The sequence below is a fragment of the Streptomyces spinoverrucosus genome (assembly GCF_006539505.1).
GTDB lineage: Bacteria > Actinomycetota > Actinomycetes > Streptomycetales > Streptomycetaceae > Streptomyces > Streptomyces spinoverrucosus.
The window spans coordinates 43981-56563 of sequence record NZ_BJND01000060.1 but is presented as its reverse complement, the minus strand read 5'-3'; the positions used below and the strand labels follow the sequence as shown (position 1 = coordinate 56563).

General features: G+C 72.2%; 12 protein-coding genes. 6 read left to right on the top strand and 6 right to left on the bottom strand.

Annotation, left to right across the window (positions count from 1 at the left end):
* Nucleotides 1-76: 76 nt before the first annotated feature.
* Nucleotides 77-523, bottom strand: coding sequence for a hypothetical protein (locus SSP24_RS32780; protein ID WP_141313607.1), 447 nt, complete (start codon nt 521-523; stop codon nt 77-79).
* Between the two features lie 268 nt (nt 524-791).
* Between SSP24_RS32780 and SSP24_RS32775 the strand changes: the two genes are divergently transcribed.
* From SSP24_RS32775 to fxsA, 4 genes are all read left to right on the top strand, one after another.
* Entirely contained in the window at nt 792-1232 is a 441-nt protein-coding gene (locus SSP24_RS32775; protein ID WP_141313606.1) for an Lrp/AsnC family transcriptional regulator, read from the top strand.
* A gap of 72 nt (nt 1233-1304) precedes the next feature.
* Nucleotides 1305-2906, top strand: coding sequence for an amidohydrolase (locus SSP24_RS32770; protein WP_141313605.1), 1602 nt, complete (start codon nt 1305-1307; stop codon nt 2904-2906).
* Nucleotides 2907-3465: 559 nt separating this feature from the next.
* Nucleotides 3466-4266: a polyprenol monophosphomannose synthase gene (locus tag SSP24_RS32765; RefSeq protein ID WP_141313604.1), complete on the top strand. Its 801-nt coding sequence runs from the start codon at nt 3466-3468 to the stop codon at nt 4264-4266.
* A 125-nt stretch (nt 4267-4391) separates the two neighbouring features.
* Nucleotides 4392-4946 carry an FxsA family membrane protein gene (fxsA, locus tag SSP24_RS32760; protein ID WP_141313603.1) on the top strand — a complete coding sequence of 185 codons (555 nt, stop codon included), beginning with the start codon at nt 4392-4394 and terminating at the stop codon, nt 4944-4946.
* Nucleotides 4947-5079: 133 nt separating this feature from the next.
* Here the strand turns inward: fxsA and SSP24_RS32755 are convergent, their stop codons facing one another.
* The 3 genes from SSP24_RS32755 to SSP24_RS32745 all read right to left on the bottom strand — a co-directional run bounded on the left by SSP24_RS32755 (nt 5080) and on the right by SSP24_RS32745 (nt 7900).
* A complete protein-coding gene (locus tag SSP24_RS32755; protein ID WP_003977404.1) occupies nt 5080-5454 on the bottom strand; it encodes an RNA polymerase-binding protein RbpA in 375 nt (124 codons plus the stop codon).
* 277 nt (nt 5455-5731) lie between these two features.
* Complete coding sequence (locus SSP24_RS32750; RefSeq protein ID WP_141313602.1) at nt 5732-7078, bottom strand: MFS transporter; 1347 nt, start codon at nt 7076-7078, stop codon at nt 5732-5734.
* Nucleotides 7079-7132: 54 nt separating this feature from the next.
* Nucleotides 7133-7900, bottom strand: coding sequence for a glycerophosphodiester phosphodiesterase family protein (locus SSP24_RS32745; protein WP_141313601.1), 768 nt, complete (start codon nt 7898-7900; stop codon nt 7133-7135).
* A gap of 185 nt (nt 7901-8085) precedes the next feature.
* On the opposite strand from SSP24_RS32745, the gene SSP24_RS32740 reads away from it, so the two are divergent.
* Nucleotides 8086-9585, top strand: a complete 1500-nt coding sequence (locus SSP24_RS32740; protein ID WP_141313600.1) for an SCO1417 family PLP biosynthesis transcription factor — start codon at nt 8086-8088, stop codon at nt 9583-9585.
* A gap of 272 nt (nt 9586-9857) precedes the next feature.
* Here SSP24_RS32740 and SSP24_RS32735 read toward each other — a convergent pair whose 3' ends face one another.
* Nucleotides 9858-11453 (bottom strand): ABC transporter ATP-binding protein, encoded by a 1596-nt coding sequence (locus SSP24_RS32735; RefSeq protein ID WP_141313599.1) that lies wholly within the window; start codon nt 11451-11453, stop codon nt 9858-9860.
* Nucleotides 11454-11508: 55 nt separating this feature from the next.
* Complete coding sequence (locus tag SSP24_RS32730) at nt 11509-11703, bottom strand: hypothetical protein (RefSeq protein ID WP_141313598.1); 195 nt, start codon at nt 11701-11703, stop codon at nt 11509-11511.
* A gap of 295 nt (nt 11704-11998) precedes the next feature.
* Here SSP24_RS32730 and SSP24_RS32725 point away from each other — a divergent pair, with 295 nt between their 5' ends.
* Nucleotides 11999-12391: an ankyrin repeat domain-containing protein gene (locus SSP24_RS32725; protein ID WP_141313597.1), complete on the top strand. Its 393-nt coding sequence runs from the start codon at nt 11999-12001 to the stop codon at nt 12389-12391.
* Nucleotides 12392-12583: the final 192 nt, after the last annotated feature.

Below are 12583 nucleotides of genomic sequence, written 5' to 3'. Positions count from 1 at the left end.
ACTGATCCTGCACCACGGCAGCCTGCGCGCCATGGTGCAGGGCAGTTACTGGGGTTGAGGCGCTGAGCGAGACCTCTCAGGCGGCGTGACGCCGCATGGCCGGGACCCTCATAGGGCGCGAGCCCGGGCCGCCGACGTGTGAGAAGGGCTGCATCCGCCAGTCCAGCCCCTGAGGGAGCGTCAACAGGAGGGCGGTGTCCTGCTCCTGGGGCTCGATGGACTCGTCCGCGGGGCGCGCGTCGGCGGCCCGGCGGCCCGTACCGGCGCAGACCGTGAGTCCGAACGGGTTCCACGGTGAGGCGCACAGCGCGTGCTCCGGGAGGACCTCCTCGTCCGCGAGCAGGGCGATGGGCTGTGCGCAGTCCGGGCAGATCACCCGGTACATCTCGAAGGTGTCGTACGCGTCGAGTTCGTCGACATCCTCGGCGTCGAAGACGTCGGGTTCGACGCCCTCCGGCGCGGGCTCGACAACCGGCTGCTGCCGCTTGGGTGCGGTACGACCAGGGCGCTTAAGACTCTGCATGGGATTCTCCCCCTCGGGCTGGGCCGTGAAGGCGCTGCGGCCTCGACCACAGCAAGCACTTCCCAACCGCTCTCCGGGGTAATCACGAGTTCATTACGGAGAATGTTCGAAGCCTGTGGCGTTCGTCACATGCCGCTCGCAGGTGCCATCCGCGGCGCATCCGTCCCCCGGGTGGCTCACGGGCTGCTCTCGGGGACATCACGAACCGGGCATGACCTGCGCCGCTGAGGTATCCCATGAGGTCAGGCGCACTGTAGGTTCTTGCGCCATGGAGGAGCTGGACCGACAGATCGTGCAGCTGCTCGTCAGGGACGGGCGGATGAGCTACACCGACCTGGGCAAGGCCACGGGGCTGTCCACGTCGGCCGTGCACCAGCGGGTGCGCCGGCTGGAGCAGCGCGGCGTCATCCGCGGGTACGCCGCGGTCGTCGACCCCGAGGCGGTGGGGCTGCCGATGACCGCGTTCATCTCGGTGAAACCGTTCGATCCCAGCGCCCCCGACGACATCGCGGAACGCCTGGCCGGTGTCCCCGAGATCGAGGCCTGCCACAGTGTCGCGGGCGACGAGAACTACATCCTCAAGGTGCGCGTCGCCACTCCGCACGAGCTGGAGGAACTGCTGGCACGGCTGCGGTCGCTGGCGGGGGTGTCGACGCGGACGACGGTGGTGCTGTCCACGCCGTACGAGGCTCGGCCGCCGAGAATCTGAGGGGCTGTGGTCGGAGGGGAGCCGGGGGCCCTGCGTTCACCGGGGCCCGCGTGAGGCGCGAGACTGTCTCTCATGAGTGAGCGCACCGCCCCGGCCAAAACCGTCCTGCTCCGTCGCGGAGAGGTCCACAGTCCCGCCGACCCGTTCGCGACCGCGATGGTCGTCGAGCGCGGCCAGGTCGCCTGGGTCGGCTCCGAGGGCGCGGCCGACGCCTTCGCGGACGGCGTGGACGAGGTGGTCGACCTGGACGGGGCCCTCGTCACCCCGGCGTTCACCGACGCGCACGTGCACACCACCTCCACCGGCCTCGCCCTCACCGGCCTCGACCTGTCCGGCACCGGCTCCCTGGACGAGGCGCTGGCCCGCGTACGGGAGTTCGCCGCGGCCCGCCCCCACGACCGCGTCCTGCTCGGCCACGGCTGGGACGCCGCACGCTGGCCCGGTGGCCGCCCCCCGACGCGCGCCGAACTCGACGAGGCCACCGGCAACCGGCCCCTGTACCTCAGCCGCATCGACGTCCACTCGGCGGTCGTCAGCACGGCCCTGCTCGACCTCGTGCCCGGCCTGGAACGGCAGGACGCCCCCCTCACCCGCGACGCCCATCACTCCGTACGCGCCGCCGCGTTCGCCGCCGTCACCCCGCAGCAGCGCACCGAGGCCCAGCGCGCCGCCCTCGCGCACGCCGCCTCCCTCGGCATCGGCTCCGTCCACGAGTGCGCGGGGCCCGACATCTCCTCCGAGGACGACTTCACCGGCCTGCTGCGGCTCGCCGCCGAGCAGCCCGGCCCGCGCGTCGTCGGCTACTGGGCCGAGCGCGATGTCGACAAGGCGCGCGAGCTGGGCGCGATCGGCGCCGCCGGGGACCTGTTCGTCGACGGCGCCCTCGGCTCGCACACCGCCTGCCTGCACGAGCCGTACGCCGACGCGGGCCACACCGGCACCGCCTACCTCGACGCCGCGGCCGTCGCCGCGCACGTCGTCGCCTGCACCGAGGCGGGCCTCCAGGCGGGCTTCCACGCGATCGGCGACGCCGCCGTGACCACCGTCGTCGAGGGTGTGCGCGCGGCCGCCGAGAAGCTCGGCCTGGCCCGCATCCGTGCCGCCCGTCACCGTGTCGAACACGCCGAGATGCTCACCCCCGACACCATCGCGGCCTTCGCCGAGCTCGGCCTCACCGCGTCCGTCCAGCCCGCCTTCGACGCGCTGTGGGGCGGCGCGGACGGCATGTACGCCCAGCGCCTCGGCGCCGAACGCGCCCGCCTGCTGAACCCCTTCGCGGCGCTGCTGCGCGCCGGGGTCCCGCTCGCCCTCGGTTCCGACAGCCCGGTCACGCCCCTCGACCCGTGGGGCACCGTCCGCGCCGCCGCCTTCCATCGCACGCCCGAGCACCGGGTCTCGGTCCGCGCCGCCTTCACGGCCCACACGCGGGGCGGCTGGCGGGCGATCGGACGGGACGACGCCGGCGTCCTGGTGCCGGGCGCGCCCGCGGACTACGCCGTGTGGCGCACCGGCGAGCTCGTCGTGCAGGCGCCCGACGACCGGGTCGCGCGCTGGTCGACCGACCCGCGCTCCGGCACCCCCGGGCTGCCCGACCTGACCCCCGGCTCCGACCTGCCCGTCTGCCTGCGCACCGTCGTGGGCGGCCGGACCGTGTTCGTGCGGCCGAGCGAGTGATCTCCCGGGGTGGCGCGACAGAGATCGACGCCCGAAACGGTGTCTCAGGACCTGCGTATCCACCGGGCCGACCTGCGCCCGGCGGGAATACCCGCAGGTGAAGCGGCTGTTGACAGGCGGCGGCCCGGGGCGGGTAGGTTCGGCCGAGTCCACCACGGGACGCTCGACCGGGCTACGTCCGCACACTCGTCGCGGCGCCGCTGGGTCAGGGACGGTGTACCGCACCGGGGCACCGCCACTGGGAGCCAGGCACAGCGACCGCGCCACGGCGGGGGAACGTTCCGGCCAGGTCGGCACGGTGTGACCCGGATGGGGCCCGGGCGCTCAGTAGACAACGGCTTCAGGTCGATCCGCAGCCAGCGGGTCCCAGGTCGGCCCGAAGGGCACCGGGCCCCCATCCGCAGCGAGTCCGTGCGCGGGGCGGGCCCGCATAGAGGGTCAAATGCAGATCCTTACCCCGCGCCCGCGGGATCAACACCGTCATACGAACGTCCTATCGCGTCAGCGCAGGCGGCGGCCACTATGGTGGACCTCTGCGTACGGACATGAAGGGGCAGCAGTGAACGACGGCGAGGGGACCCGCGCGGCAGAGGCCCAGGGGAGGCGCTTCGGCCCGCTCGGCACGGCCTTGGTGATCATTCCGACCTACAACGAGGCGGAGAACATCAAGACCATCGTCGGCCGGGTGCGGAAGGCGGTTCCCGAGGCCCACGTGCTCGTGGCCGACGACAACAGCCCCGACGGCACCGGCAAGCTCGCCGACGAGCTGGCCGCCGGTGACGAGCAGGTCCATGTACTGCACCGCACGGGCAAGGAGGGGCTCGGCGCCGCCTATCTCGCGGGCTTCCGGTGGGGCATGGAGCACGACTTCGGCGTACTGATCGAGATGGACGCCGACGGCTCCCACCAGCCCGAGGAGCTGCCCCGGCTGCTGACCGCGCTGAAGGGCGCCGACCTGGTGCTCGGCTCCCGCTGGGTGCCCGGCGGCCGGGTGGTGAACTGGCCCAAGTCGCGCGAGTTCATCTCCCGCGGCGGCAGCCTCTACTCGCGCGTGCTGCTGGACGTCCCGATCCGTGACGTGACCGGCGGCTACCGCGCCTTCCGCCGCGAGACCCTGGAGGGCCTCGGCCTCGGAGAGATCGCCTCCCAGGGCTACTGCTTCCAGGTCGACCTCGCCCGCCGTGCCGTCAAGGCCGGGTACCACGTCGTCGAGGTCCCGATCACCTTCGTCGAACGCGAACTCGGCGACTCCAAGATGAGCCGCGACATCCTGGTCGAGGCCCTGTGGCGGGTCACGTCGTGGGGCGTGGGCGAGAGGGTCGGAAAGCTGCTCGGCAAGGGCGGGCCTGCGCGGCCGTAGGGCACGCGCACACCGGCGTACGGGGCACAACAGGCCCGCCGTAGGCTCGCTGCTTGTCTGGTCGCTGGTCGCCGGGCGTCCCCGCGCTTATCCCGTGCTGAGCGGTCGCCAGGCACACTGGGGGCATGACGACTGGCGCATCCACCCCTCCCTACGCCACGCGGCCCCGGCGGTCGCGGCTGCGTACGTTTCTGCCGTTGGGCATCGCCGCGTGGCTGGTGCTGGAGATCTGGCTGCTGACCGTGGTCGCGGGCGCGGCGAGCGGGTTTACGGTGTTCCTGCTGCTGATCGCCGGGTTCGTGCTCGGCGCTGTGGTCATCAAGCGGGCAGGCCGGCGCGCCTTCCAGAACCTGAACGAGGCGCTGCAGCGCGGCGTGGCGCCGTCCAGTGGCGGCGGCAGCGGCCTGATGATGCTGGGCGGCCTGCTTCTGATGCTGCCCGGCCTGATCTCGGACGCGGTCGGCCTGCTCCTGCTGCTCCCGCCGGTCCAGAAGGCCGTCGGCCGCTACGCGGAGCGCACGGTGGACCGCAAGCTCCGCCGCGCCACCCCCGGCAGCCTCGGCGACGCCTTTCAGCAGGCACGCATTCACCGCCCGGACGGCAAGGTCGTGCAGGGTGAGGTCATCCGGGACGAGCCGGGCGACACTCCGCGGGAGCCGCGACCGCCGCTGAGCCGCTGAACCTGCCAGGCGCCCCGCTGACCGTGGGCGCCTGCCACACACCAATGACCGCGGGCGCCGTACGTCACACTCACGTACGGCGCCCGCGGTCATGTGGCGTGCGCTGTGAAACCCCGCCCAAGCCCCGTGTGAACTACGCGGACTTGCGGCTGTCTCGGGGGTGCACCGCAATGTTCATCGCGCCGGAACGCAGAACGGCGAGCCGCTCCTCGAGGACCTCTTCGAGCTCCTCGCGCGTGCGCCGCTCCATCAGCATGTCCCAATGCGTACGCGCCGGCTTGGCCTTCTTCTCCTCCGGACCGTCGCCATCCACCAGGAGTGCCTGGGCCCCGCAGACCTTGCACTCCCACTCCGGCGGGATCTCCGCCTCGACCGAGAAGGGCATCTCGAATCGGTGCCCCTTCTCGCATGCGTACTCCACGGCCTGGCGCGGGGCCAGGTCGATGCCGCGGTCCGTCTCGTAGCTGGTCACCACGAGGCGCGTGCCGCGAAGAGCTCGCTCACTCATGAATCGTGCCTCCCGGGCTTGTCGCCCACAGGACAGGTGTCGCTGTCGTCGTCATCCGGTCAACGTCCGGTCGGCGGTAAAGATTCCCGTTCGGAGTCCCGTTCCGGGTCATGCGTCGCCGTCGTAGCCGCCCATGTTGTACCCACCAGCGCCCGGTTTGTCACATCTGACAGCAGATGTCACCCAGCGTTTCGGCATCTTTGACGCGCAGTAACGGTACGCCTGGCAGGCCAAACGCGTACACTACAGCCCTTTCGCCGTGAGCGCTAAATCCGTTCTAGATCCGTTCCGGGACCGGGTTCCCCGCATCCGCGACGGCACGCCGCACCGGAACCCGCGCCAGCAGCACGAACCCGAGCACGAAGAACGCCACCAGCGAGATGATCGCGTCCCGGTAGCTCCCGGTCAGCTGGTAGGTGAGCCCGAACAGCAGCGGGCCCAGCCAGCTCATCCCGCGGTCGCTCAGTTCGTACGCCGAGAAGTACTCGGCCTCCTTGCCGGGCGGGACCAGGTGGGAGAACAGCGAGCGGGACAGCGCCTGGCTGCCGCCGAGGACCAGCCCGATCCCGGCCGCCAGCACGAAGAACCACACCGGCGCCCCGGCGGGCAGGAAGTACCCGGCGCCCAGGATGAGCGTCCAGGCGACCAGCGAGCCGAGGATCGTGCGCTGCGCGCCGTACCGCCGGGCCAGCCGCCCCAGTGCCAGCGCGCCGAACACCGCGAGGACCTGCACCAGCAGGACGGCGCCGATGAGCGTGGACTGGGCGAGGCCCAGCTCCTTCGAGCCGTAGACCGACGCCTGAGTGATCACCGTCTGGATGCCGTCGTTGTAGACCAGATACGCCAGCAGGAAGGCCAGCGTGAGCGGGTGGCGGCGCATGTCGCGGACCGTCGCCGCGAGCTGCCGCCAGCCGGTGACCGTCGTCCCGCGCGCGGGGGAGCGGCGGTCGCGCAGTCGTCGTAGCGGAATCAGCGCGAAGGCGCCCCACCACAGACCGGCCGAGGCCAGGCAGATGCGCACGGCCATGCTCTCCGAGATACCGAAGGAGTCGTGGGCGAGGTAGAGGACCAGGTTGGCGACCAGGACCAGCGCGCCCGCCGCGTAGCCGAAGGCCCACCCGCGCGAGGAGACCGCGTCGCGTTCCTCGGGCGCGGCGATCTGCGGCAGGTAGGAGTTGTAGAGCATCATCGCCACGGACTGCGCGGCGTTCGCCACGACCAGCAGGACACCGCCGAGCAGATAGCGGTCGCCGTCCAGCAGGAACATGCCCGCCGTGGCCGCGGCCCCGAGGTAGGCGGCGGCGCCCAGGAGGGGCTTCTTGCGGCCGGTGCGGTCGGCGGCGGCGCCCACCAGGGGCATCACCAGCACGGCCACGATCACCGACAGGGACACCGAGTACGCGAAGAAGGAACCGGCGCGGACCGGGATCCCCAGCGGATGGACGAAACCGTCCGCGTCCGCGGCCGACTCGGCGACCGACGTCAGATAGGGGCCCAGGAACACGGTGAGCACGCTCGTCGAGTAGACGGAGCACGCCCAGTCGTAGAAGTACCAGCCGCGCTGCTCGCGCCGCCGCCCGGCCGCGTCCTCGGCCGACGGTGTCCGCACGGTCTCGGTGCCCACCCGTGCCCCCCTCTTTCCCCATGAAGTGCCGTGCGCGGGGCGCGGCCGGGAGCGTCAGACCCAGACGCCCCGGTCTTCCATGACCTTGCGCAGCGTGTCGATGTGATCGGTCATGATGCCATCGACACCTAGGTCCAGGAGCCGGTGCATCCGCTCCGCCTCGTTGATCGTCCACACGTGCACCTGCAACCCGCGCGCGTGGGCGGCCCGGATGAACCGCCGGTCCACCACCTGGATGCCGGACTGCGTCTCGGGCACCTGGGCGGCGACCGCGGAGCGGCGCAGCGCCGCCGGCACGCCCCAGGAGCGCAGCCGCAGGTTGAGCACGCCACGCGTGCCGTACGACGTCGCCAGGCGCGGCCCGGCCAGGCGCTGGGCGCGGATGACGCGGGCCTCGGAGAAGGAGCCGACGCAGATCCGGTCCCAGGCGTCGGTGCGGTCGATCAGCTCCAGGAAGGGGTGGAGGGCCGACTCGGTCTTCAGGTCGACGTTCCAGCGCACGTCGGGGAAGGTCTCCAGCAGTTCCTCGAAGAGCGGCACCGGCTCGGTGCCCGCCACGCGCGCGTGCCGTACGTCGTCCCAGGGCAGGTCGGCGATCCGGCCGGCCCCGTCGGTTACCCGGTCCAGCGTCGTGTCGTGGAAGGCGACGATCCGTCCGTCCCGCGTGGCGTGGACGTCGGTCTCGATGTACCGGTAGCCCATCTCCACCGCGCGCCGGAACTGCAGCACGGTGTTCTCCAGACCGTCCGCGGCCCCGCCCCGGTGGGCGAAGGCGATCGGGCCCGGATGGTCGAGATAGGGATGACGTATGCGCGTGCTCACGGACGCAGTATGGCGCGCCGGGGTTGACCGGTGGCAACGACGGTGCTGACGCCGGATGCCGAGGGGGCGGCGAACACGTCGGCATGGGCCTCCCCCTGGTGGTGTCAGTGGCCTGGACCGTGGCACCCTGTGGCATGGGGGGAAGCCCCTGACAGGGCCAATTCGGGGAAGGTGGACTGATCACCATGGGGCAGTGGACCTCGGCGGTGGGTGCGGCGCAGCTGGCCCGGCAGCTCAAGTCGCAGCAGGACCGCCCGGCGGGCCCGGGTTCGCGCCGTCCGCCCGCCTATCGCGCGCTCGCCGACGGCATCCGGCTGCTGGTGCTCGAAGGGCGCGTGCCGGTGGCCGCACGGCTGCCCGCGGAGCGGGAGCTGGCGCTCGCCCTGTCCGTCAGCCGTACGACGGTCGCGGCCGCGTACGAGGCGCTGCGCACCGAGGGATTCCTGGAGTCCCGGCGCGGCGCGGGCAGTTGGACCGCCGTACCGGCCGGAAACCCGCTCCCCGCGCGCGGGTTGGAGCCGCTGCCGCCCGAGGCGCTCGGTTCGATGATCGACCTCGGCACGGCCGCGCTGCCCGCGCCCGAACCCTGGCTCACTCGCGCCGTCCAGGGCGCTCTGGAGGAGCTGCCGCCGTACGCGCACACGCACGGCGACTATCCGGCCGGGCTGCCCGCGCTGCGCTCGATGCTCGCCGAGCGCTACACCGCGCGCGGGATCCCCACCATGCCGGAACAGATCATGGTGACGACCGGTGCGATGGGCGCCATCGACGCCATCTGCCATCTCTTCGCGGGCCGTGGTGAGCGCATCGCCGTCGAGTCGCCGTCGTACGCCAACATCCTGCAGTTGATGCGGGAGGCGGGCGCCCGGCTGGTGCCCGTGGCGATGGCCGAGGGGCTCGCCGGGTGGGATGTGGACCGCTGGCGGCAGGTGCTGCGGGACGCCGCGCCGCGCATCGCCTACGTCGTCGCCGACTTCCACAACCCGACCGGCGCGCTCGCCGGCGAGGACCAGCGCCGGCGGCTGGTCGAGGCGGCCCGGTCGGCGGGGACCGTGATCGTCGCCGACGAGACGATGAACGAGCTGTGGCTGGACCCGGACGTCGAGATGCCGCCACCGGTGTGCGCCTTCGACCCGGCCGGGTCCACCGTCATCACCGTCGGCTCCGCCAGCAAGGCCTTCTGGGCCGGGATGCGCATCGGCTGGGTGCGGGCCGCGCCGGACGTCGTCCGCAGCCTGGTCGCCGCGCGCGCCTACGCCGATCTGGGCACGCCGGTGCTGGAACAGCTGGCCGTGAACTGGCTGTTCGGCACCGGGGGATGGGAGCAGGCCGTGGAACTGCGGCGCGCGCAGGCACGGGACAACCGGGACGCGCTGGTCGCCGCGGTGCGCCGGGAGCTGCCCGACTGGGAGTTCGAGATCCCGCACGGTGGGCTCACGCTGTGGGTGCGCACCGGGGGCCTGTCGGGCTCGCGGATCGCGGAGGCGGGGGAGCGGGTCGGGGTACGGGTCCCGTCCGGCCCGCGCTTCGGTGTCGACGGCGCCTTCGAGGGGTATGTGCGGCTGCCGTTCACCGTGGGGGGCGCGGTGGCGGAGGAGGCGGCGGTGCGACTGGCCGCGGCGGCTCGGTTGGTGCGGAGCGGGGGGACGGTGGGGGCGGAGGCGCCGCGGACGTTTGTGGCGTAGCAGCGGCGGATGTTTTGCCGGTGTAGGGCCGCGGAAGTTTGCGACCCGGGGACTGGCTGATCAGGCCCTCCGCCACTGCGGCCTCCGCGGGGACCGGTTCCGGCTCGGCTGCCGCCGGGACTCGGTCCGGCTCCGCGTCCGCCGGGATCGTTCCGGCTCGGGTGCCGCCGGGGCCCGGTCCGGTCCGCATCTGCCGTGGGTCGTGCGGGGCGTAACCGCCGCCGGACCTTCCTGGCGTTGCCGCCCTCCCGTCAGGAGTTCTCGCCGCCGGTTCAGGAGCTCTCCGCCACCGCGGCCTCCGCCGGGACCGGTTCCGCCTCGGGGGTCGTCGGGGCCCGGTCCGGTTCCGCGTCCGCCGGGGTCGTGCGGGGCGGGAGGAGGTCCAGTACCGCCTGGCGGTGGGTCTCGCTCGTGGCGTCGTCGTACGGGTCCGGGGTTGCCGGGACCTGGAGGCGGAGGACGGGGCCCGTGCCCAGGCGGGCGTAGCCGCGGCCGGGTGGGACCTGGGCGACCGGCGTGGTGTGTGGGGGCGCGCCCAGGATCGTCGTGAGCTGTTCCCTGGTGGCGGGGCCGAGGACCACCCGCGCGCGGGTGTGCTGCCGTACGGGGTCGCTCAGGGCGTCCAGGCTGTCGAACTGTTCGGCCACCACCACCGTGACGTTCGCGGCGCGGCCGTGCCGCAGCGGTACCTGGAGCAGGGACTGCGGGTCCGTGCGGCCGTCGGCGGCGGCCACGTGGGCCAGCGCGGTCGGGCGGTCCAGCAGGATCCACAGCGGCCGCTTGGTGTCGTCCGGCGGCGGATGGCCCGCCTGACGCGCGCGGTTGACGGCGATCAGCCGTCGTTCCGTCTCGGTCGCGGCCCACTCCAGGCTCGCCAGCGCCCCGGCCAGCGCGCACTCGACGGCCAGGACACCGTCCCGGCCGGTCAGGCAGGCGTACTCGCCGGTGCCGCCGCCCTCGACGATGAGGACGTCGCCGTACTCCAGGGCCTGGAGCGCCACGCAGCGCAGCAGGGTCGATGTGCCGCTGCCCGGCTGGCCGACGACCAGCAGGTGGGGCTCGGTGGAGCGGGTGCCGGTGCGCCACACAACTGGCGGCACGTCACGCTGCTCCTCGCCGTGGGTGACGGGCAGCGTGCGCTGGACCTCACTCGCGTCGGTGAAACCGAGGACCGTCTCACCGGGTGCCGTCACGAAGCGCTGGGCGGCGATGTCGGTAGCCAGCGGCGCGAGCACCGAGACCGTGAGCCGGTTGCCCTCCTCGTCCCAGACGAAGTGGTACTCGCGGCCGCGGCCCGACTTGGCCGTCAGCAGATGCTCGACACGCGCGCGTGCCTCCGGTTCGCCGTCCGGGAAGTACGCCGGGTACTTGATCACCAGGTGCGCGAACCGGCCCGTGGCGTCGAACTCGTACTCCGGGAACGCCTTCTCCCACTCCCCGCCGTGGGCGTACAGGGGTGCCGGGTCCTCGGCGACGGAGAAGAACGGGATGAGCGCCTCGTACAGCGACTGCAGGCGCTGCGTCTGGGTCTCGTCGGGCCCCTCGGGGGCCGGTGGGGTGCGGTCGCGGCCCTGCCAGGCCGCCGCCGCCATGAGCGTGATGCCGGCGAGCAGCGGGCCGTACGGCGCGAGCGCCACACCGAAGATCACCAGGGCCACCAGGAACAGAAGGGGGCCACGCTTGTCCTTGGGCGTGTCCGTCCACTTGCGCCCTCCCGCCGCCGCCAGCCGGCGCAGACCCCGGAAGATCGTGATCAGCGGGTGGAGGACGTCGGTGGCGCTGTCGGCCGCCGTCCGGGCCAGATCCCGGCTCCGGGCGAGCTGCGCGCCGCCGTTGCTCAGAATGCGGGGGAGGGGGCGCCGGGCCACGGGCTTCTCCTGAACGTGCGTGTGGGCGGGGTGCTGGGTCCGGGCGGGCGGGGCGTCAGAACTTGAGACCGCCCAGCAGGCTCGCCAGGCTTTCGCCGCCCGCCTTGATGCTCGGCGCGACGGCTGTGCTCGCGAGATAGAAGCCGAACAGGGCTGCGATCAGCGCGTGGGACGACTTGAGTCCGTCCTTGCGGCAGAAGATGAAGAGGACGACGCCGAGCAGGACGACGCCTGAGATGGACAGAATCATGAGGTCTCCTGGTGTCGAAGGGGACAGTCACCATGAGTACTTCCAGGATCACAGGATGTATCCATACGATAAAAGGTGCAACTGGGTGAAATCTGGTTGATTTCCTCCGGGCGGCCGAGCCGTGGCGGTTCCGGGGCGCAGGGAGCTTGCGTCCTAGGGGCGCATTGGTGATCTTTGCCTCGGGCGTGGCCCGTCATGTGCTCGCACAGCCAGTACGCTGGCGATTCACCCGTAGAGCCCAGCCGTGCGGTTGGCTGCTGTTCGTACTCGTACGTAGTGAGAGGTGGTCCGGCCGATGACCGAAGCCCCCGACCCCGAGGTCGTGGAGCTCGCGACCAAGATCTTCGACCTGGCCCGGCAGGGGCAGACCGAGGCGCTCGTGGCGTACGTCGACGCGGGCGTTCCGGCCAACCTCACCAACGACCGCGGCGACTCCCTCGTGATGCTCGCCGCCTACCACGGACACGCCGGGACGGTGCGGGCGCTGCTCGCCCGAGGCGCCGCGGCGGACCGCGTCAACGACCGAGGCCAGACCCCACTCGCCGGGGCGGTCTTCAAGGGCGAGGAAGAAGTGATCAAGGCCCTCCTGGAGGGCGGCGCCGACCCGGCCGCGGGCACCCCGTCGGCCGTCGACACCGCCCGGATGTTCGGCAAGACCGAACTGCTGGAACTGTTCGGCGCACACTGATCCGAACGCCCTGATCAGGCAGAAAAGGCTTGCTGGTCAGGTACGACACGGAAAACGGGGGAGGCGGTAAGGGGCCGCCGGAAATTTCGGTCGCGGCATCGAGAAGTGCCGGGTCATCATGACGTCGTGATTTACGGACGCGATGGCTGGGCAGGTGTTGCCGCACCGCGCGGGCCGTGATGCGGCCCGCAT

Excerpts from the sequence above, each read along its gene's own strand:
- SSP24_RS32780 (WP_141313607.1), bottom strand. The coding sequence starts at position 523 with ATGCAGAGTCTTAAGCGCCCTGGTCGTACCGCACCCAAGCGGCAGCAG.
- SSP24_RS32730 (WP_141313598.1), bottom strand. The coding sequence starts at position 11,703 with ATGATTCTGTCCATCTCAGGCGTCGTCCTGCTCGGCGTCGTCCTCTTC.
- SSP24_RS32740 (WP_141313600.1), top strand. The coding sequence starts at position 8,086 with ATGGGGCAGTGGACCTCGGCGGTGGGTGCGGCGCAGCTGGCCCGGCAG.
- SSP24_RS32755 (WP_003977404.1), bottom strand. The coding sequence starts at position 5,454 with ATGAGTGAGCGAGCTCTTCGCGGCACGCGCCTCGTGGTGACCAGCTAC.
- SSP24_RS32770 (WP_141313605.1), top strand. The coding sequence starts at position 1,305 with ATGAGTGAGCGCACCGCCCCGGCCAAAACCGTCCTGCTCCGTCGCGGA.
- SSP24_RS32775 (WP_141313606.1), top strand. The coding sequence starts at position 792 with ATGGAGGAGCTGGACCGACAGATCGTGCAGCTGCTCGTCAGGGACGGG.
- fxsA (WP_141313603.1), top strand. The coding sequence starts at position 4,392 with ATGACGACTGGCGCATCCACCCCTCCCTACGCCACGCGGCCCCGGCGG.
- SSP24_RS32725 (WP_141313597.1), top strand. The coding sequence starts at position 11,999 with ATGACCGAAGCCCCCGACCCCGAGGTCGTGGAGCTCGCGACCAAGATC.